Source organism: Collimonas sp. OK412 (genome assembly GCF_900112135.1).
GTDB classification, from domain to species: domain Bacteria; phylum Pseudomonadota; class Gammaproteobacteria; order Burkholderiales; family Burkholderiaceae_D; genus Collimonas; species Collimonas rhizosphaerae.
In genome coordinates, this window is the sequence record NZ_FOLC01000001.1 from 164,728 (window position 1) to 185,125 (window position 20,398).

A 20,398-nucleotide genomic window follows, 5' to 3' on the forward strand; every position below is an offset into this window, starting at 1 on the left:
GAGATGAAAATGAAAGCAATTGCATCCGCCATCATGGCGGTATCCCTGGCTACGGGAGGATTTGCTTCCGCCCAGAATTACGGCGACCGCAATGACCGCCCGCAACGCAACGACCAAGGCGATCGCCGCGACGGCCAGGGGCGGCAGCAGGATCATCGCGACGATAGGGGCCGCGGCCAGCAAAACCGCGATCAGCGCGGCGACTGGCATGGCGACCGGCAGCAGGGTGAGCGCCAGGGCGAGCGAGGCGCCGGCCCTAACCACGAGTTCTACCGGGGCCAGCGACTGCCGCCCGAATACCGCAACCGCCAGTATGTGGTCGATGACTGGCGCGGCCATCACCTGAATGCGCCGCCGCGCGGCTACCACTGGGTGCAGACCGGCGGTGACTACGTATTGGTGGCGATTTCCACCGGCATCATCTTGCAGCTCCTGCTGAACAACTGACCGGACTGCGTTTGCTGCTCCCCATCCCGTGATGCAAAACGACAAAGCCCTCCCGTACGGATGAACGGGAGGGCTTTATTTATTGTGGCGCCTCTGGTTTAATTCCCCAAGGTCCAGAACATCGTCAATACGGCGAGCGCCATGACCCCGGTGCAGGCCCAGCCCAATATCTTCAGCCTGGCGCCGATCACGAACTGCCCCATGATTCTGGGATGGGCCGCCATCAGCATCATGACAGCCATGATGGGCACCGAAATGACGCCGTTGATCACGGCGCTCCAGTACAGGGCCTTGATCGGATCTATGGGAGTAAAGCAGAGCACCACCCCGATAGCGGTCGAGACGGCGATGATGCCGTAGAATTTCTTGGCCAGCAAAGGTTTTATCTCCAATCCGTTCTTCCAATGGAAAGCGCCCGCCATGGCGTAAGCGGCTGAGCCTGCCAGCACCGGCACCGCCAGCATGCCGGTGCCGATGATGCCGGCGCTGAACAGCCAGAAGGCGAATTCGCCGGCGATCGGGCGCAAGGCCGACGCCGCTTGCGCCGAGGTCTGGATATCGGTAACGCCGTGCAGCCCAAGCGTCACCGCCGTGGTCAGCATGATGAAGTAGGCGACGATATTGGAAAAGCCCATGCCGATCGTGGTGTCGACCGTGATCCTCCGGAAATTGGCGCGGGCCTGGTCCGGCGCGTCCCGCAGCGGCCGGGCTCCGGGCTGCGCCTTCTGTTCCTCGACTTCCTGCGACGCCTGCCAGAAGAACAGGTAAGGGCTGATGGTGGTGCCGAATACCGCGACGATCGTGGTGATATAGGCCGGCTTCCAGGACAGTTGGGGCCAGATGGTTCTGGCGGCGGCGCCAGCCCAGGGCGTATGCACCACGAATGCCGTGCCGACGTAAGCGAGCAAGGCCAGCGTCAGCCATTTCAAGATACGTACATAACGGTCGTAGGGAATGAAAATCTGCAGCAGCAGCGACAGCATGCCGAATCCCAATGCATACAGGTGGGCCGGGCCGCCGGCCAGCAGTTTCAGGGCTTCCCCCATGGCGGCGACGTCCGCCGCGATATTGATGGTGTTGGCGACCAGCAGCAGGCCGACGATGCCGTACAGCAGCCAGCGCGGATAATGGCGGCGGATGTTGGTAGCCAGGCCGTGGCCGCTGACTCGGCCGATCTTGGCGCTGATGACCTGGATGCCGACCATCAGCGGATAGGTCAGGCACAGTGTCCACAGCAGGTTCAGGCCGAACTGCGCGCCCGCTTGCGAATAAGTGGCGATGCCGCTGGGATCGTCATCCGCGGCACCGGTGATCAGTCCTGGCCCGAGTTCGCTCAGCCATGTTTTTTTTGCGTCCGGATTTGTCATTGAAGAACCGTCTCCATGTCAGCAAACCAGTTTCCTGACAGCCTAGTGTCCAATCCCGGCCATGGTCTGTGCGCCAGCGCACAGACCATGGCAAGGTGTTGGCGAACTTGCAAAAAAATACTTCTTGCATCAAAGCTAAAGCTGGCGCTATGTGTGTCAGCGCACCGATTTTTTCTGGCCGGCGCCATACATTGGATACATGCATTGGACGCATCGGCAAGCCTGACTTCAATCCGGACACGCTGGTGCGGCGCGGCCATGCGGAATACGACGCCACGGATGGTTTCAGGGCCATGATCAAGGCCAACCTGGTTGGCGAACGGGTGGCGCGCCGATAACGTTTCACTACTGCTACTTTGAGGAGATTATCTTGCTTGAATCAAATTTGAAGGCCGTCAACGATGACGTGAAAAAACTGATCAAGGATGCGCAAGCCTTGTTCCTGGCAGCGGCTGACTTGACCGGCGACAAAGCGGATGAAATGCGCAATCGCGGCATGCGTCTGCTCGACAAGGCCGTGGTCACCGCGCAGGAAGCGCAAGCCAGCGCCCGCGTCGCCGGCCGGGAAATGGCGGATTCTGCCGAGAGCTACGTCAAGGATAATCCTTGGGGGGCATTGACCACAGCCGCCGGAGTGGGATTTCTGGTCGGCGTGATCCTGACCAAGAGATAGTCCGGCAGCGCCGTAAAACAGGATCGCTGTCTCGCTGCCGCGGGACGACAGCGTGGCGCATATTGCGCCACGCCTTGTTTATTGCAGCAGGTTATTTCAAAGGCGTCCGGTCAACAGCATGACGATCAGGATGACCACGATCAGGCCGGTGATGCCGCTCGGACCGTAGCCCCAGCTGCGGCTGTGCGGCCAGCTGGGCAAAGCGCCGATGACAATGAGGATCAGGATGACGAGTAAGATGGTGCTCATGCTTGGCTCCTAAAGAAGTTGACAGACTGGTTGGCAAGCAAGAGCGTGCGGCTTGCAACAGGAACTTGGCGCCGGAATTATTTCCCGCCAGGAGTGGAACCAAGATAATCCGGAAAGATCACAAGGTCTGTGCGCTGGCGTACAAAAACGATTGCCTGACTGCCGGCCGCCAAGGCGTGCTGTAGACGTTGACAGTAGCTGCGTCGGCCAAAATGCGGTCTGATCGAAAGCGCCGCGTTTATTGTGCCAAAATACAAAATCCGCAGATGCCGGCCCGGTTGCCTGTTCAGCCGTTTGAGCCGTTTAATATACCGTCCGGAGATTGCAATGCCTACCGAAACAATTGGTGAATATGAAATCGAATATTCCGGAATCCAGCTGCCCGACAGCGAAGACTGGGGCGCCAGCCTGGCGATCTATGGTCCGTCCTGCAATCCTATGCATAGAAACGATATCTTCCCGTCGCAGCGAGTGGCGGTCGATACGGTATTCCATACCGAGCAGGAGGCCGAGGCAGAAGCCCGCGTGTTCGCCATTTCGATGATAGAAAAAGGCAGGAAAAAAGAAACCTGAAAACAGGTTGATGTGAAAAATTCAGCGATACAGATTATTCAGCGAGGAGAGGCACGATGCAGCTAGGGATGATTGGCTTGGGGCGCATGGGCGCCAACATGGTAAGGCGCCTGACCAAGGGCGACCATCAATGCGTGGTGTATGACCTGCACCAGGATGCGGTGCAGGCGCTCCTGCATCCGGGCGCCACCGGCGCCTCTTCGCTGCAAGACCTGGTCGGCAAGCTGAGCAAGCCGCGCGTGGTGTGGCTGATGCTGCCGGCTGCCGTGGTCGACGAAAACCTGGCCTTGCTGGCGCCTTTGCTGGAGGCCGGCGATATCGTGATCGATGGCGGCAATTCTTATTACCATGACGATATCCGGCGCGGCGCCGAACTCAAGGCGCGCGGCATCCATTACGTCGATGTCGGCACCAGCGGCGGCGTGGCTGGCTACGATCGCGGTTATTGCCTGATGATAGGCGGCGACAAGGAAGCGGTGCAGCACCTGTCGCCGATCTTCGCCACGCTGGCGCCCGGCGCCGGCGTCGCCAGCCCGACACCCGGCCGCAAGCAATCCGGCAGCAGCGCCGAGCAAGGCTACCTGCATTGCGGTCCGCAAGGGGCCGGGCACTTCGTCAAGATGGTGCACAACGGTATCGAATACGGCATCATGGGCGCTTACGCCGAGGGCTTGAACATCCTGCGCAACGCCAATGTCGGCAAGCGCAATCACGAAGCGGATGCGGAAACCACGCCGCTGCGCAATCCGGAGCACTACCAGTACGAACTGGACCTGCCCGAGATCACCGAACTGTGGCGGCGCGGCAGCGTGATCGGCTCATGGCTGCTCGACCTTACCGCCGGCGCGCTGCAGCAGGATCCCGGACTGGATAACTACGCCGGCCGCGTCTCCGATTCCGGCGAAGGACGCTGGACGATCAATGCCGCTGTCGATGAAGCGGTGCCTGTGCCGATCCTGAGCGCCGCGCTGTTCACGCGTTTCAGTTCGCGCGGCGAAGGCGATTTCGCCGACAAGGTATTGTCGGCGATGCGCCAGGGATTCGGCGGGCACCTGGAAAAACCTGCCCAGCAACAGCAGCGGGAGGATTGATGGCGGCAATGCACAGGATTACTTACCATTGCCCAGGAAATTCAAGATGAAAATAAGTCCCCTGGCCGGCAAGCCGGCCCCGTTATCGCTGCTGGTGGATGTACCGAAACTGGTCACCGCCTACTACACGAATGTTCCCGATCCGACGGTGCCCGAGCAGCGCGTGGCGTTCGGCACCTCGGGCCATCGCGGTTCTTCGTTCGACAACAGCTTCAACGAAGCCCATGTGCTGGCCATCACCCAGGCCATTTGCGCCTACCGCAGCAAGCAAGGCATCACCGGCCCGCTGTTCCTCGGCATCGATACCCATGCATTGTCGGTCCCGGCCGGCGCCAGCGCGCTGGAGGTGCTGGCCGCCAACGGTGTTGAGGTGATGCTGGCGGAGAACGACGAATACACGCCGACGCCGGCGGTGTCGCACGCCATCCTGCGCTACAACAAGGGCCGCAGCAGCGGCTTTGCCGACGGCGTCGTGGTCACGCCGTCGCACAACCCGCCGCAAGACGGCGGCTTCAAGTACAACCCGCCCAACGGCGGCGCGGCCGATACCGACGTCACCGGCTGGATCGAGGCGGCCGCCAATGAATTCCTGAAAAGCGGCGGCGTCAAAAGAATGCCGGTGGCAAAAGCGCTGCAGTTGCCCACCACCCATCGCTACGACTATCTCACTACTTACGTCAACGAGCTCGACCAGGTGATCGACATGGCCGCGATCCGCAGCGCCGGCATTCATCTCGGCGCCGATCCGCTGGGCGGCGCCGGGGTCCATTACTGGCAACGGATCGGCGAGCGCTACAAGCTGAACCTGAGCGTGGTCAGCGACGAAGTCGATCCGACTTTCCGTTTCATGACCGTGGATTGGGACGGCCGCATCCGCATGGATCCGTCGTCGTCTTACGCGATGCAGCGGCTGCTGGGAATGAGGGATCGTTACGACATTGCCTGCGCTTGCGATACCGACCATGACCGCCACGGCATCGTCACCAAAAGCGCCGGCCTGCTGCCGGCCAACCACTATCTTGCGGTCGCCATCGACTATCTGTTCCAGCATCGTCCGCTATGGTCCACGGCGCCGCGGGTCGGCAAGACCATCGTCAGCAGCCAGCTCATAGACCGCGTCTGCGCCAGGCTGGGCCGCGAGCTGTATGAAGTGCCGGCCGGCTTCAAATGGTTCGCCGCCGGCTTGAATGACGGCTCGCTCGGCTTCGGCGGCGAAGAGAGCGCGGGCGCCTCTTTCCTGCGCCTGGATGGTTCGGCCTGGACCACGGACAAGGACGGCCTGGCGCCGGCCCTGCTGGCGGCGGAGATCACGGCGCGCATCGGCAGGGATCCGGGCGAGATCTACCGCAAGCTGGCCGCCGAGCTGGGCGATCCGGTCAGCACCCGGGTCGAAGCCAAGGCCACGCCGGCGCAGAAAAAGATGCTGTCGGCCTTGTCGCCGCAACAAGTGCAGTGCGATGAACTGGCCGGCGAGAAAATCCAGCGCATCCTCAGCAAGGCGCCGGGCAACCAGGCTTCGATAGGCGGACTGAAGGTGGTCACTGAAGGCGGCTGGTTCGCCGCGCGGCCGTCCGGCACGGAAGATATCTACAAGATCTACGCCGAGAGTTTCCACGGCGAAGACCACCTGCAGCGCATCGTGCAAGAGGCGCAGGCGATCGTCGATGCGACCCTGGCAGGCAGCCCGCAAGCATCGCCGACGGCAGTGACATGATACGCAAAGCGCTGACAGAGACGGCCGAACTGGACCTGCTGCAGCGCGAATCATTCAGTTATTTCATGCATGAAACCAACCCTGAAAACGGGTTGGTGGTCGACAAGACAGCGCCCGGCTGGCCCGCCAGCATTGCCGCCGTCGGCCTGGCGCTGGCGGCTTATCCGGTAGCGGTGGAGCGCGGTTTCATCGGCCGGGCGGCAGCGCGCAAGCGGGTGCTGCAGACCTTGCGCTTCTTTTGGGATAGCCCGCAAGGGCCGGAACCGGATGCGACCGGCTACAAGGGTTTTTATTATCACTTCCTGCATATGCAAACCGGCCGCCGGGCCTGGCAATGCGAACTGTCCACCATCGACACCACTTTTTTCCTGGCCGGGGCGCTGGCTGCGGGCGGCTATTTTGACGACGCGGCGAATGCCGATGAAGGCGAGATCCGGCGCCTGGCCGATGCACTGTATTTGCGCGTCGACTGGCAATGGGCGCTAGCCGGCGGCGGCGCGGTGTCGATGGGCTGGAAGCCGGAATCGGGTTTCTTGCCGAATCGCTGGGACGGTTATGACGAAGCGCTGCTGCTGTATATCCTCGGGCTTGGTTCGCCGTCGCATCCGCTGCCCGCCGACAGCTATTGCGACTGGGCTTCCGCTTACCGGTGGCAGCATAGCTACGGCATCGATTATTTCTATGCCGGCTCATTGTTCACCCACCAGCTGTCGCATATCTGGGTCGACTTCCGCGGCATCCAGGATGGCGCCATGCGGGCAAAAGGCATCGATTATTTCGAGAACAGCCGCCGCGCTACCCTGGTGCAGCAGCAATATGCGATCGCCAATCCGGGCGGATTTGCCGGTTATGGCGAATTTTGCTGGGGCATCACCGCCAGCGACGGCCCCGGACCAGCGATACTCGAGGTCAACGGCGCCAAGCGCGAGTTCTATGACTATGTGGCGCGCGGCGTGCCGCACGGTCCGGACGACGGCACGATTGCCCCGTGGGTGGTGGTGGCTTCGCTGCCGTTTGCGCCGGAAATCGTGTTGCCGACCATCGATTATTTCGTGCACCAGGTCGGCCTGAAAACCGGTAATCCCTATGGCTTCAAGGCTACCTTCAATCCCAGCTATCCGTGTAATTGCGCCAATCCCTACGGCTGGATATCGCCCTGGCATTTCGGCATCGACCAAGGGCCGATCATCCTGATGATAGAGAACTACCGCAGCGACATGCTGTGGCGCCTGATGCGCAATAACCCCTATATCGTGAACGGTTTGCGGCGCGCCGGATTCAGCGGCGGCTGGTTAGCTGCGCAGTAAGGCCAGCGCCCGCTGGCAGACGCTGGCTACGGTAAAGCCGTATTCGTGCATCACCAGTTCACCCGCCGCCGAGGCGCCGAAGCGGTCCACGGCGAGCACGTCGCCGCGCGCGCCGACATAACGATGCCAGCCCTGCGCCACGCCGGCTTCCACCGCCAGCCTGGCGCCGATCGCGGGCGGCAGCACCGTGTCGCGGTATGCCTGGGGCTGTTCATCGAACAGCTCCCAGCTCGGCATCGAAACGATCCGCACCTGGATGTCCTGCGCCGCCATATGCTGGGCCGCTGCCACGATCAGCGCTACTTCCGAGCCGCTGGCGATCAGGATCAGGTCGGGCTTGCCGCCGGCAGCGTCGGCCAGGATGTAGGCGCCGCGCTGCAGTTCTTCCGCCCCGGCAAATCGTGTGCGATCCAGGGTAGGGAGATTCTGCCGTGTCAGCACCAGCGCCACCGGCCGTTGATGCGACTGCACCGCTACCCGCCAGGCCGCTGCCGTTTCGTTGGCGTCGGCGGGACGCAGCACCACCAGGTTGGGCAGCGCGCGCAAGCTGGCCAGCTGTTCCACCGGCTGGTGGGTGGCGCCGTCTTCGCCCAGGGCGATGCTGTCATGGGTAAAAACATACACCACCTGCAGGCCCATCAGGGCGGCAAGGCGGATCGAGGGCCGCATGTAGTCGGAAAACACCAGGAAGGTGGCGCCGAACGGCAGCGTGCCGCCATGCGCCGCCATGCCGTTGATGATCGCGCCCATGGCATGTTCGCGCACGCCGAAGTGCAGGTTGCGGCCGCTGTAACTCCAGCCGCCGCCGTCGGAGCCCTGGCGGTCGCCGGCAATGATGTCGCCGGGCTCGAAATCTCCCAGTCCTTTCAAGGCGGTGTAAGTCGACGGATCAAGGTCTGCCGAGCCGCCGATCAGCGCCGGCAGATGCGCGGCGATGGCATTCATGACCTTGCCTGACGCGGCCCGCGTCGCCATGCCTTTGGCGTCTGCCGGAAACGTTGGGATGCCGGCGTCCCAGCCTGGCGGCAGGCCAGCCTGGCCGCCCTGCATGAGCTGCTGCAGTTCCAGCGCAAGCTGCGGGAACTGTTGCCGGTAGGCGGACAATTTCTGGTCCCAGGCTGCTTCGGTTTCCTGCCCTGAGCGGCCGCCTTCAAGAAAGTGCGCGGCGGCCGCTTCGGGAATATAGAAAGAAGGCTGTTCAGGCCAGCCCAGCTTCTGTTTGGTCAGGCGCAGTTCTTCAACGCCGAGCGGCGAGCCGTGGGCTTCGAAGCTGTCTTGCTTGTTGGGCGAGCCGTAGCCGAGATGGGTGCGCACCAGTATCAGCGAGGGCCTGCCGGTCTCTCCGCGGGCGGCGTCCAGCGCCCGCGCTATGGCCGCCAGGTTATTGCCGTCCTCCACCGTTTGCGTATGCCAGCCATAGGCATCGAAGCGCTGTGCGCGATCTTCGCTGAAGGTAATGTCGGTGCCGGCGGACAGCGTCACCCGGTTGTCGTCGTACAGGTAAATCAGTTTGCCCAGCTGCAGGTGGCCGGCCAGCGAAGCGGCTTCCGAGGCAATCCCTTCCATCAGGTCGCCGTCGCTCACGATGCCGTAGGTGAAATGATTGACGATGTCGAGGTCGCCGCGGTTATAGCGTGCGGCCAGGTTGGCTTCCGCCATTGCTATGCCGACGCCGTTGGCAAAACCCTGTCCCAGCGGGCCGGTGGTAACCTCGACGCCCGGCGTCAGGCCGCGCTCAGGATGGCCTGGCGTACGGCTTCCCCATTGGCGGAACTGCTTGATTTGCTCTAGCGGCAGGTCGTAGCCGCTGAGATGCAGCAAGCTGTACAGCAAGGCCGAGCCATGGCCTGCCGACAGGATGAAACGGTCGCGGTCGAACCAGTGCGGGTGGGCGGGGTGGTGCTTGAGGAACTGCGTCCACAAGACATAGGCCATCGGCGCTGCGCCCAGCGGCAATCCTGGATGGCCGCTGTTGGCTTGCTGTACGGCGTCTACCGACAGGAAGCGCAAGGTGTTGATGCATAAATCGTCGAGTGCGGAAGCGGGAAGCGTTGAGCTCATTCGGCAACTCCTTCAGGGGGAATGTTGCAAGGGAATGGTGCAAAGGAATACTGCGCGCGCATAAAGAAAGGTAACACCCTTTGCGGCGTTCTTCACCGGTTTAATGTAACTGACAATAGCAGAGGAATTGGGCAGGGTGGTGCTGGTATGTTTCCCGACCGCCAGCCCCGGTAGTCCGATATTTACACCCACGTCCTCCAGTGAAACTGTTTGTCAGGCAGTCCCCTCTTCAAAGCGCGCAGCGTACTTATCGCTAAGCTTAAACCGCCAGGCTTCGGAGGCCGGGCAGGGAAGATGGAACTACTGTAACCAGGAGTTGGGCATTTATCTGTTCGCTGACTAACATAGGGAAATTATATTTCTTGCATCATCGCGGAACACGCTCACTGAATGCAATGCGGCAAACGAATTTCAAGGTTTCTTCGGCAGTTTGCGCGGTGTTTTTTTTATCTCCCCGGTTTTCCCGGTTGTCTCGTCCAGATGCTCGGTATCCTTGTCCGCGTGCTCGATGACGGCGATGAATCCGGTTCCCTGCGCGTAAAGGACCTGCCTGAGCTCGAAGACGAATTCATCCTCGACCATGCGGTTCAGGTCTTGCTCCAGGGCCGCCAGGCTCACGCCGACGACGAACCGGTATTTTTTCACGATGGCCTCGGTCGGGCCTGGGGTCTTAGCACGCATGGGATTCTTCCTTTGCCTGAGGCATGGTTGCGCAGCATTCGCAAGCGGCCTCATAGCGGCACAGCATGAAGGCGCGTGTCATTTTCCTGGCGTGGCGGTTGACGCTCAGCGTCAGGGAACGGTGCTTGTGGCAGCTGTCTATGGGACCGATGTCGACCTCGGCGACACCGTGATACAGCTTGGGCCAGTCGGCGCTGGTCACGCAGGTGATTTCAAGTTCGTCTTCATCGTCGCAGCCGCAGTCGTCGTCCGCATGGTCGACCGTCACTTCCAGCAGGTGGCTGTCGCGCAGGTCGGCATGCGTGCAAGGGCATCCTTCGATTTCCGGGCATTCCACCGCACAAGGCTCTTCCGTCTCGAACAGGATTCCCAGCTTGGTGATCTTCAGCACCGGATCGGCCGGCAGGAAAGGGAACAGCTTGCGCGTCAGCTGCACTTGCATGCTGCGTTCTCCTTCGCGGTTTTCGCGCGCGTTGCGGAATTGTTCCCAGGCGTCAGGGTAGTCCTTGCGCAGGTCGATCAGGATCCAGCCGTTGCCCGGCAGTTTCCGGCTGGCGCTGGCGCGCGCCGCCGCTCTCAAGGCATCGCCGCCTTCGCGCGTGGTGTAGTTCATGTGCATCACGACGTCGGTCAGGCTATCCATGTCGAAGTAATTATTCTCCGGCGGCATCTCGATGCGCCAGCAGCTGACTGCGCCGAGGTACTCGAAGGGGAGATGGCGTTCATCGCGAAAATTCAGCTCGAACAGGCCGGAATCGTTGCGTCCGCTGGATGTCGCGATGGCCTCGCGCGCGCCGTAGTGCCTGGTCACGCGCGGGTCGTTGTGGCACGGTTCGTAGTGCTCGTGCGGCTGATGCTGGCAACCGCAGGCGTTGCGCGGCTGGCCGTGGCAGCAGGCGGTGGCCGGGCACGGCAGGCAGGGGTCGGTCCTGGTGTGGCTGCTGAGCAAGGTCAGCCGGCAATGCACTCCCGTATAGGGGCCGGTGACGCAAGGAATGGTCAGGCTGACGTTCTTGATGCGGCGCAGGTACTGGCCTGGATAATCCATGTCGAACATCCACTCGGGAATGTCGATCTCGCAGCTTCCGGTGAGTTTCAGGCGCAGGAACTGCAGCGGAAAATGCAGGGACAGGGAGATGTGCTTGGTGAGCTCGTATTCGCGCCGGTTGCAATCGACATATTCGGCTTCCATGCGTTGCAGCCCAAGCTGCAGCCGGTCGCCTGCGAGCAAGCCTTCATGCAGGTTGTCCCAATGCTCGTTGCCGAGGAAGTTGCGCTGCGTGCAGCCTAGTTCGAAATTGAACGCTCGCTGCGCTTCGACGGCGAGGTGGCGCGCCAGTTCATAGGTTTTCCAATAGATGGCGGCGGTCTCCTTCTGCAGGTAGAGATAAAGTTCGTGGCTGGTGAACTTGTCGCGCAGCGCATCCAGCATTTCACGCGACTGCTCAAGCTGGTTCTGCTGGATATTCAGTTCTTCCAGCGCCATGCTGCGGCGCCGTTCGGCGCCCAGGATCTGGATTTCCATCTGTTCGATCTCGATGTCGAATATCTCGACCTGGTGCACCCAGTCGTCGAGACGGCGCTGCCAGCTGGCCTGGGTCAGGTCCAGGCTACCGTTGACGCTGGCGATCTCCGCGAATTCATTGGTAATGCGGGCGATGGCCTGGAACATTTCGCCGAGCTTGGTGCCCAGCGGCAGCCAGGTTTCTTCACAGGGGAACCCGACAAACAGGTCCGGTATCAGGCGCATGGCCTCGCCGGTAGCTTCGATCGGGATCGCCGAAGAACGCAGGTCGATGGAGGTATTGGTGTTGCTCTGGTAATTCAGTTCGCCGTTGTTGAGGCCGGTGTCGATCAGGTGTTTGTAATACAGCCGGTTGGACTGGTTGACTTCCTTGGTTTTTCCCAGCGCCTTGATTTGCCAGTCGGCGTCGCGCCACTGGTCTTGCCGCACCTTGATCGTCATGTCCGCCAGCTGCTGCTCATGCCTGGCCCGCATCGAAGCCAGGTATTCGGCGTCGCCGCGGTCGAAGGCTGACAGCAGGGCGCCGCCCAGTTCACGCACCTTGGCAGCTGCTTCCTGGGCCTTCTGCGCCAGGAAGACAAAACGATAGGGACTGTGCGGACGGCACCAGTCGCCATCGTCGCAGCAGGGTTCTGCTCCCGCATCGCAGACGTCGCGCTGCGCGGCCGGACCGCAGTCGCAGGAATCTTGGCCCCAGTACGGCGGCCGGCAGTCGGCCGTGGCGTTGCGCAGGCGGGCGCCGCTCAGGCAGCGGTGCACCAGCGACAGCTGGTCGCCGACATGGCAATAAAGTTCCAGCAGGCGCGGATTGAGCGGCGGAATCTGGGGTTTGAAGGTGGCGACGCTTTGCGGCGCCGGCAGTTCGTGGCTGACGGCGCTGCGCGGACATGGTCCGAGGATGCCGGCGGCGGTATCCAGGATCAGCCTTGCCTGTTGCGCGGCTTCCCTGGAATTTTGCCGCAGCAAGGCGCGCGACCACTCCACCAGTGTTTCGACGTAGTGCAGCAGGACGGCGCGGTTGCGCGCGGTTGCCGCGGAAATCGACGTGCTGTCGCAGCACATTGCAGATGGCAAGCGAGGGACAGCCGGCGTCGTCGTGCGGTCGGCAGGCGGCAGTTCCGATAAGGTTCCCGGAAAAATCGTTCCCGGGATGTTGCTGTCCGGCGGCTGGTTGGGGCGGGTATCCGTTGCACAATGGACCCAGCTGTTGTCGCTGCGCAGAGGATCTGCGACCAGCTGGTACCATTTCAGCGCCGGCTCGAAACGGCAATGGCAGCGCAGCACGCCGGCTACCGATACCGCCGGGCTGAACAGCGACTCAGGGAACAGGCGACCGCCCGGTTCCGCATACGCAAAATAGGGATAGGCCGGCAAGCCTGCCGGATAAGGGCTTGCGCTGGCCGGCGGATCGCTGACCAGCGGCAGGGCTACGCAGGCGTCTGCCGCCAGGTCGTAGCGGAAGCCGGGAGCATCCGTGCCGTCGTGGCCGGTTGGCGCAATGCCGCCGTTCACCGCCAGCGTCAAGGAATCGCCGATCCTGCCGACCAGCGCCAGGTCGGGACTGGCGCCTGGGTTCAGTTCAAGCACCTGATCCGAACGGCGCGGCTGCATGAATTGGCCGTTATGCACCCGGCACCACGCCAGGCGAGCTGCCGCCGCCGATTTCCAGTCCAGCAGCTTCGGCAGCTGGCTGGCGTCATGCCAGTAAATCGATGCCTGCTGGGTGGCGTCATAAAATTCATCCTGGTCGGGCGCATCGAACATCTGCGAGCCGACCAGCCAGAAATAGTACTCGTCGACCAGCGGCGGATGCTCGCAGCCGCATTCCTGGCAGCAGCCGGGTTCTTGCCTGAAATCGCTGGGCCGGAATGCGCTGCCGGCAGGCGCGACATTGCCGGCCGCGATGCGGATGAAACGCGCGCCAAGGCGGATTGCCGCCTGGATCCAGAATGGCAGCTTGCCGTTGTCCTGCACCGTGTTGTCCTGCGCCGGAAGACCTGCCGCGGCATTGGCGCCGGCGGCGGACAGCTGCGGTTTGCCGCCGGGTACCGTGGCGGCGCCGCCCGGCTGGCCGGAATCCGGCGCCAGCCACGCCGGCCGCGCATCCGTCTCCGGCCTGCCGAGCAGGCCCAGGCCTTCGCGCGGCGGGTTGAGCAGACGCAGGGTCGAAGCGTCCCGTTTCTGCAGCAGCGTTACCGCCGGATGCACCGGCGGCAGCGTTTCCGGCCAATACTCCAGTCCTCCCGGCGCCGCGATTGTCAGGGTGGAACGGCGCAGCTCGTCCTCAAGGAAGGTGAAGGCTTCGATCTTCCTGGCCTTTTGCAATTCGTCCCAGTCGATCCAGTTTTCCTTGTAGAGCGTGCGGCATTTGCATTTTTCCCAGACCTGGAACGAACTGAATTCGTGTTTCCACAGCTGGACAAAAGCAGCATTGACGCTCCACCCCGGTTCCAGCCCCAGCCTTGCTCGCTGGATGAAATTCTGGACTGCAGAGACGGCTTCTTCGATGCGGCTGGCGCGCTGGCACAATCCGGCTTCCACATCCAGCAACAGCAATGCGTTGAGATCCTTGGCCGATGCAGCGGCGCCGCCCCATGGCAGCGGCACCCGGTTCATGCCGCACAGATAGGCCAGCAGGGCGGCACGCGCGGATTCGCGCAGGCAGTCGTCAAGCTGCTTGACGTCAGCGTAGCGGCGCGGTTCGCCGTTTTCCAGGCAGCCGTCGCACAGGAAGGCGGACAGGTTGGCGTCGCCAGTCTCGGTTTCGGCGGCGACCAGGCTGCCGGGATCGTCGGCGGCCCACAAGTCGGGTCTGGCGCTGCGGATATCCTGCGGCGTGAAATGTCGCACCAGGCGCTGCACCCAGCGGTCGCCGTGCCAGGCGCGCACGGTCCAGCGGTCGTCTTCCAGGTCGGCAGTGGTGACGGCATAGACTGGCGTCGCCTGCGCCTGGAAATAGCTGAGCACGAGTCCGGCGTGGCGCAGATCTATCGCCAGGTGCCGCAGCAGTTGCGCCGGATTGTCCGGCTGTTTCTCCAGCGCTTCTTCAAACACCAGCCACACCGGCCGCTCCTTGGTCCGTTCGCAGTCGTGACGCATGCGGGTGTAATCGAACATTCTTTCCCACCAGTCGAACAATGCCTGCTCGCGCTTGGCTGACGGCGCCACGCGCAGGTCCTGGGCCGGCGACGGCGCATGGAAGGGATCGTTCAGCGGCAGGAAGTTGAAATCGAAATTGACTGCGTGGCGGGCGAACGGCGCCGGATTGCGATAGTAGCTGACGCCGGCGAACAGGTCGGCATGGTCCAGGATATAACCCAGCTCGGATTGGCGGTAAGGCGCTGCCGGATGGCCCGACAAGCCAAAACGATGCGCCAGCAGCAGGGCCTTGAAAGCGCGCTGGTAGGTGCGGCGGATGTCGCGCAGGGTGCTGGTGTACTGCAGTTTCAGCAATTGTGCGGCGGCGCCGTTTTCGGCCAGCGGCAAATCCTGGCCGAGGCTGTCGTCCTTGGCGTCGCGGAACAGGCGCCGCAGCGGCAGGGCCTGCGGCTGGCCGCCGGTGTCGGGTCCGGCGTATTTGACCTGGAAGCCGGTATGCTGCCGATGCAAGTCGTCGACGCCGGGGAAATCCGGCGCCGGCTGCATGAATTCCACCGAGATGCCATAGGCGCCGCGCTTCAGCTGCAGCGAAGATTCGGCCAGGCCGTGCTCGTCCGGCCAGCAATGGCACAGCACGATCCAGGTTTTCTGGCCGCGGCTGAGCGTTACCCGCCAGTGGCAGCGTTCTGCGCGTTCCTGATCCGGCTCTTCCCCATCGGGAGTCGGGGCGCCTGCCGTGAAGCGGTAGCGGCCGTCGTCGTCGACCAGCAGTACGCCGGACCACTTGACCTGGAATTCTTCCGCGCCGCCCAGGTCCTTGCCGTGCCGGTCCTGGATGGCGAAGCCGTTGCGCACTTCGATCAGCCTGAGCTGCTGCGGCGTCAGCGCCAGGTCCATCGCCGGCAGCATGGTCGGCAACGGCGCGTTGTGGTGGTCTCGTTCATGGCCGAAGGCTTGCATCGGCCCGCGCACTTCGCGCCAGGCCAGGGCGCCGCCGCCGCGCCGGAACTCGCCAAGCAGGCCGGTGCCGGCCAGGCCGAGCAGGGCCGCAAAGCCGCCGCCGCTGGGCAAAGGCTTCATGCTCAGTTCAGGCATGGCGCCGGAATCGTCTTCCCAGGTGGTCTTTGCTCGGTTTTCATCGGCAAACAGGTTTCTCAGCACCAGCCAGGCGGCCGGGCTGCCGTTTTCCCATTCATCGTCGGCGGCGGCTGCGACATGCTGCACAAGATGGGCGGCGATCATATGAGAGCGCTTGTAGGCCAGGGCGAAGTGCCGGCGGAACCAGGTCCAGCGCTGTTCTTCGTCGGGTTCTTCGACCAGGTGCGCCTCGGCGGCGGCGAAGTCCGGGAAAAAGCAGGCAAAAGGCGCCAGGTCGACGCGCGGCATGTGATACAGGTCTTGCACTGCCGACTGCTCTGCCGGGACCAGGTCACGCAGGTGTTCGAACTTCTCTATCACCGCCTGGTCGCGCAGCGGCAGCTCGGTCCACAGTTCGCTGGCCGCGGCGTCATAGCGGAACGGGCCGTCGGGCGGGATGTTCCACATCGCAGGCGACGCCGCGGCAAGGCTGACCCGGTATTGCCGGTCCGCCGGAGCGATTGCGATGCCGGCGTGCTCCAGCGTCGCCGGGAAGAAATGTTGTCCAAGCGAAGCCAGGTAATCGGTGTCGCCCGGGGCTACCGCATAGCCGAATTCATCCCTGATCGCGGCCTCGATCCGGCGCCAGCTCCATTTGTGGATTTCGTCGTCGCTGACTTCCGCCGCCAGCAGTTCGCGCCGCAATACCCATAGCGCATGGGCATGGTCGTCTTCCGGCATGTCGAGCGGAGTATCGAGCGCTTCATTCTGGTCTTGCAGGGGAAACGGATCGTCGCCGTCCAGGTGGTTGTCGGCGCTGAACAGATACATGATCTCGCCGACGCCAAAACGGGAGGCATAGATTTTCGCCAGGATCTCGGCGAAGCGCAGGGTGTTGCACGGCCTGGCGTGCCAGGTGTCGGTCGCCAGCGCCGGGTCGAAGCCGGCCAGGGCCGACAGCTGGTCCAGGTTGCGAGCCAGCAGCTTGATGAAATGCGGCGCGCGTTCATGGCACGCGTGGTGGGATTTTGCGAATTGCTGGACGCTGGCCAGCAGCAGCCCGATCGCCCAATCCCACTTGCTGGCGGCAGGGCCGACCCACAGGGCCAGCAGATGGCTGCGCTCGGCGCCGTGGGTGCCGGCGATATGGCTGCCGTCGTCCAGCTTCAGGCGGAACTGGTCCCTGAGCATCTGGAATGCGACCAGCTGGCGTATGAATCCGGGGTTGACCGAAGGACCGGTAAACAGCTGCAAGACTTCGCAGATATCGCACAGCTGCGCAAAAGTGTAGCGCGCGCCGCACACCTCTTGCAGCTTGCGCCACAGGCGCAGGAACACCGCCAGCTTGCGCAGGGCTTCGGTCTGGTCCGCCGGATGGGCAAAGCGGATCCGGTAGTGTTCCAGGCAACACGGTTCGCAGTCGGGCAGCAGGCCCTTGTCGCCGGTGTCGGCGCTGCCGCCGGCATTGGTCCTGCCGGGGACTGTGCGCTGTTGCTGCAGCGCCTGGAAGTCAAAGCACCTGGCCTTTTGCAAGTCGACCAGTTCGCAATAGCTCAGGCCGGTGCGCTTGAGGAACTCGGGTAGCAACAGCACGCTGTAGCGCCAGTCGACGCCGCCCGGGCTGGGGCTGTCGAAACCGTACAGTTCGTAGAGCACCAGCTGTCCCGGGGTCGGGACGTCGGCGATGTCCTTGGTGAACAGCAGCTCGTATTCTTCGGGGTTGAGCTGCAGGTACTCGATGGCGATGTCTATGCGTACCGGATAGCGCCAGAGATGGCTCTGGAAAAGCGGCGCCGGCAGGCTGGCGTCCAGCGCGAACTCGGTGATTTCGCGGCGAAACGTCCGCATCGTTTCAAAGCGGCAGCTGCCGAAGTGGTCCAGGTAGCTGCGGCAGATGGCCAGCGGTTCGGAATAGGGCAGCGACGGCGCCGAAAAATCCAGCTTGAGCTTGTCGTAGGCTCCCGGCTGTTCGACCGGGACTGCCGGCGCTGAATGCTGCGGCAGCGCTTCCAGCAATTTGCCGGGAGGGTGGCAGTCATCGGCCACATCCGGCGTGCAGAGCTTGTGGCCGCTCAGCTGAAGTTCGGCGGTATCGTAGACTACGCCGGCGGGAGCGGCCGGCAAGGTGGCGGCAAGATATTCCAGGTTCTCGTTAACGATATCGACCAGCGGGATCTGGGTTTCCGCATTGGCTGCGGTAACCGCAAGGTCGCCCAACGGACCGCGCCTGGCGCCGACTGCATCGGCCAGCGTCTGCTTGGGATTTTCCGGTACCGGCTGCCTGCAGGTCGAGCTTTCCGCCAGCGCCAGCAGCTCATGCAGGTATTGCCCCGGCCCCAGCGGCGACAGATGGCAGGGCGGGACGCAATTGACGAGCGAGCCGGGATTGACCGGCTTGAACGGTCCCGGGGACGGCGTCGGCGACGGTCCGCTGGCGCCGGCCTTGGCGTAGATGGCAGGCGCTTGCGCGAACGCCACCGTGCCGCGCAGGGCGTCGCTGAAATCGGCCAGGCTGAGCGGCTGTATGTCTTGCGCGCTGGTGAAGCCGCGCGCGTACAAGGCTTCCGCTACCGAAAAAGCCAGGCTTGGCGCCGGCGGCGTGACGTTCGACGCCACGCTCGCCAGCTGGCACAGATCGTTGATCGCGTTCACCCGCTGACTGAGCCAGGACTGGGCGGCAGGATCGCCGGGGCAGACCGACTGCACGGCAGCCTCGACCTGGCTTGCGTTCAGCGGGCCGGCGCCGAAGGTGAACAAGGGTACGCCGTAAGCCGCCACGAACTGCGCGACCAGGTCGTCGGTCGGCAAGTCCAGCAGCGGCGGCGCACCCGGCGCCGGAACCGGCATCGGCCCCACGCCGGACGACATGTCGAAGAATTTCTGCACGTAACGGATAAATGCCGCCACCCGCGCCTCGGGCGTGCCGGGCGCGGTGAATGGCGGCAGCAGGGCCAGGTTGGGCGGCGTTCCGAACAGGTTCTTCCATTGCGTTTCATCCAGCGCCGCGAGCGCGGCCACCGAAGCGACCGGGAGCGCCAGGATGGCGTTGACGAGCGCAGTGAAATCGCGCGTCAGCGCGCATAGCACCAAGTGCAGGTAGGGCAGCGGTTTGGCGATCAGTTCCGGGGCCCAGAACTTGACCGCATCGTCGCTCGCCTGGTAGTCGCGCCAGCTGGCCGCGTTCGGAAACGCCAGCCAGTCGTTGACCAGCGGCAGCACGGCTGCATCCAGCTTGCATTGCGGCGCCACGCTGTCGGAAGCCGGAGTCAATGCGCTCAGGCGGCGCACGGCTTGCGCCGGATTGACGGCCGGCAGCGGCGCCAGGGCGCCGTCGTCGACCGCGGCGGTCAGGATCGGCAGCAGGCGTTCCTGGTTATCGCGCACCGCCATCAGGAACCGCTGGCTGGCAGTCATCTGCACCGGCAGCTGGGCGCCGAGGACATAAAAATACTCGGCCGGCACCAGGAACGGCGGCGCCAGCGGGCCACCGCCGCCACCGCTGTCGACCAGCACCACCGACGCGGAACTGATGGTGGTCTGCAGCCCGACGGTGCCCGGATTGACCGGGAATTGCAGCAGCGCCGTTGCCGCGTTCTTGCTCAGGTTTTCACAAGCCAGCGCCATGCTCAGCGCATAGATGAAGCGCGCCAGCCGGTCGACCTTGGCATTGTGTATCGCGTAGTAGCTGTTGAGGTTGCCCTCGAATTGCTGGCGGTTCTGTTCCAGCTGGTTGCCCAGGCTGGCGTCGTTGACCTCCGAGGAATACAAGGCGCCGATGTCGTCCCAGTATGCCGGGACGTTGTTGGACGGCGGCGCCGGCAGCGGATCTTGCGGCCCCCATACGATTTCATAGGCAATATGGCGGGCTTGCGCCGGGCTGAGCGCGGCCAGCGCCGGCACCGGGCCCTGGTCCAGCGCCAGCACTGCGCTGACAGCAGCCTTCAAGGCCGCGTAGTTCGGCAGGCTGCCATCGTCGTTGAGGTCGAGCGACGCCAGGCCGGGCGCAACCGGGCGCGGCAGCTTGAGGTAGAGCGCCACGATGTTTGCCGGCGCCAGCGGGAAATCGACGCTGGGCGGGACCGGTCCGGGCACGGTGACGACGTCGTAATAGAAATTTTTGTCGGACACCGTGGCGCCGCCGCGGCTGATCTCGAGGCGCAGGTCCGGCGACACGTATTCCTTGTAGCCGGGCGGCAGCGAGGTCACTTCGATGACCGCTGTCGCCACCGCTTCCTGAGTGGGCAGGAACGGCAGGGGCGGCATGGTGAAATGCTGGACGATGCGCGCGGCAGGATCGGGCAGCCATGGCGTGGCGGGCGTCGGCGGCGCCAGGTAGCTGGCGCTGCCGACCTTGGTGCCGACCTTGGGATCGCCGGTGGAGAGATCGTAGGCGGTGACGGTCAGTCCGCTGAGGTAAGCAGTGAAGTCGGTTCCGGCAACAGGCTTGTCGGGATGCAGGCGGATGATGATCAAGGTCGACATGAAAGACTCCTTTGGAAATGCCTGGCATCAAGCTGTGTCTCGAAAAAAATAC

At 63.3% G+C, this 20,398-nt stretch carries 12 protein-coding genes; 7 read left to right on the forward strand and 5 right to left on the reverse strand.

Annotation, left to right across the window (positions count from 1 at the left end; genetic code table 11):
• The first annotated feature begins 3 nt into the window (after positions 1-3).
• Complete coding sequence (locus BM062_RS00690; RefSeq protein ID WP_092392070.1) at positions 4-447, forward strand: RcnB family protein; 444 nt, start codon at positions 4-6, stop codon at positions 445-447.
• A gap of 98 nt (positions 448-545) precedes the next feature.
• On the opposite strand, the gene BM062_RS00695 is transcribed toward BM062_RS00690, so the two are convergent.
• On the reverse strand, positions 546-1,814 hold the full coding sequence (locus BM062_RS00695; protein WP_092392072.1) for an NRAMP family divalent metal transporter: 1,269 nt from the start codon (positions 1,812-1,814) through the stop codon (positions 546-548).
• A gap of 191 nt (positions 1,815-2,005) precedes the next feature.
• Here BM062_RS00695 and BM062_RS00700 point away from each other — a divergent pair, with 191 nt between their 5' ends.
• Positions 2,006-2,152 (forward strand): hypothetical protein, encoded by a 147-nt coding sequence (locus BM062_RS00700; protein WP_175500834.1) that lies wholly within the window; start codon positions 2,006-2,008, stop codon positions 2,150-2,152.
• Positions 2,153-2,184: 32 nt separating this feature from the next.
• Positions 2,185-2,487: an ElaB/YgaM/YqjD family protein gene (locus tag BM062_RS00705; RefSeq protein ID WP_092392074.1), complete on the forward strand. Its 303-nt coding sequence runs from the start codon at positions 2,185-2,187 to the stop codon at positions 2,485-2,487.
• Between the two features lie 96 nt (positions 2,488-2,583).
• Here the strand turns inward: BM062_RS00705 and BM062_RS00710 are convergent, their stop codons facing one another.
• Positions 2,584-2,736 carry a DUF3309 domain-containing protein gene (locus tag BM062_RS00710; RefSeq protein ID WP_092392076.1) on the reverse strand — a complete coding sequence of 51 codons (153 nt, stop codon included), beginning with the start codon at positions 2,734-2,736 and terminating at the stop codon, positions 2,584-2,586.
• A 327-nt stretch (positions 2,737-3,063) separates the two neighbouring features.
• On the opposite strand from BM062_RS00710, the gene BM062_RS00715 reads away from it, so the two are divergent.
• The 4 genes from BM062_RS00715 to BM062_RS00730 are packed head-to-tail and all read left to right on the forward strand — an operon-like array spanning position 3,064 to position 7,421.
• On the forward strand, positions 3,064-3,309 hold the full coding sequence (locus BM062_RS00715; RefSeq protein WP_092392078.1) for a hypothetical protein: 246 nt from the start codon (positions 3,064-3,066) through the stop codon (positions 3,307-3,309).
• 56 nt (positions 3,310-3,365) lie between these two features.
• Positions 3,366-4,400: a phosphogluconate dehydrogenase (NAD(+)-dependent, decarboxylating) gene (gene gnd, locus BM062_RS00720; protein WP_092392080.1), complete on the forward strand. Its 1,035-nt coding sequence runs from the start codon at positions 3,366-3,368 to the stop codon at positions 4,398-4,400.
• Positions 4,401-4,446: 46 nt separating this feature from the next.
• Positions 4,447-6,114 (forward strand): phosphoglucomutase (alpha-D-glucose-1,6-bisphosphate-dependent), encoded by a 1,668-nt coding sequence (gene pgm / locus BM062_RS00725; RefSeq protein WP_092392082.1) that lies wholly within the window; start codon positions 4,447-4,449, stop codon positions 6,112-6,114.
• A complete protein-coding gene (locus BM062_RS00730) occupies positions 6,111-7,421 on the forward strand; it encodes a glucoamylase family protein (protein WP_092392084.1) in 1,311 nt (436 codons plus the stop codon). The genes pgm and BM062_RS00730 overlap by 4 nt, the downstream gene beginning before the upstream one ends.
• Here the strand turns inward: BM062_RS00730 and tkt are convergent.
• From tkt to BM062_RS00745, 3 genes are all read right to left on the reverse strand, one after another.
• Positions 7,407-9,482, reverse strand: a complete 2,076-nt coding sequence (gene tkt / locus BM062_RS00735) for a transketolase (RefSeq protein ID WP_092392086.1) — start codon at positions 9,480-9,482, stop codon at positions 7,407-7,409. The genes BM062_RS00730 and tkt overlap by 15 nt on opposite strands.
• A gap of 411 nt (positions 9,483-9,893) precedes the next feature.
• Positions 9,894-10,163: a hypothetical protein gene (locus tag BM062_RS00740; RefSeq protein ID WP_092392088.1), complete on the reverse strand. Its 270-nt coding sequence runs from the start codon at positions 10,161-10,163 to the stop codon at positions 9,894-9,896.
• The gene (locus BM062_RS00745) at positions 10,153-20,346 is read right to left on the reverse strand and encodes a Tc toxin subunit A-related protein (protein WP_092392090.1); all 10,194 of its coding nucleotides are present in this window, start codon (positions 20,344-20,346) and stop codon (positions 10,153-10,155) included. Before BM062_RS00745 ends, BM062_RS00740 begins: the two co-directional genes overlap by 11 nt.
• Positions 20,347-20,398: the final 52 nt, after the last annotated feature.

Coding starts and splice junctions, on each gene's coding strand:
- BM062_RS00745 (WP_092392090.1), bottom strand. CDS start 20,346: ATGTCGACCTTGATCATCATCCGCCTGCATCCCGACAAGCCTGTTGCC.
- BM062_RS00730 (WP_092392084.1), top strand. CDS start 6,111: ATGATACGCAAAGCGCTGACAGAGACGGCCGAACTGGACCTGCTGCAG.
- BM062_RS00695 (WP_092392072.1), bottom strand. CDS start 1,814: ATGACAAATCCGGACGCAAAAAAAACATGGCTGAGCGAACTCGGGCCA.
- BM062_RS00690 (WP_092392070.1), top strand. CDS start 4: ATGAAAATGAAAGCAATTGCATCCGCCATCATGGCGGTATCCCTGGCT.
- BM062_RS00715 (WP_092392078.1), top strand. CDS start 3,064: ATGCCTACCGAAACAATTGGTGAATATGAAATCGAATATTCCGGAATC.
- tkt (WP_092392086.1), bottom strand. CDS start 9,482: ATGAGCTCAACGCTTCCCGCTTCCGCACTCGACGATTTATGCATCAAC.
- BM062_RS00710 (WP_092392076.1), bottom strand. CDS start 2,736: ATGAGCACCATCTTACTCGTCATCCTGATCCTCATTGTCATCGGCGCT.
- pgm (WP_092392082.1), top strand. CDS start 4,447: ATGAAAATAAGTCCCCTGGCCGGCAAGCCGGCCCCGTTATCGCTGCTG.
- BM062_RS00740 (WP_092392088.1), bottom strand. CDS start 10,163: ATGCGTGCTAAGACCCCAGGCCCGACCGAGGCCATCGTGAAAAAATAC.
- gnd (WP_092392080.1), top strand. CDS start 3,366: ATGCAGCTAGGGATGATTGGCTTGGGGCGCATGGGCGCCAACATGGTA.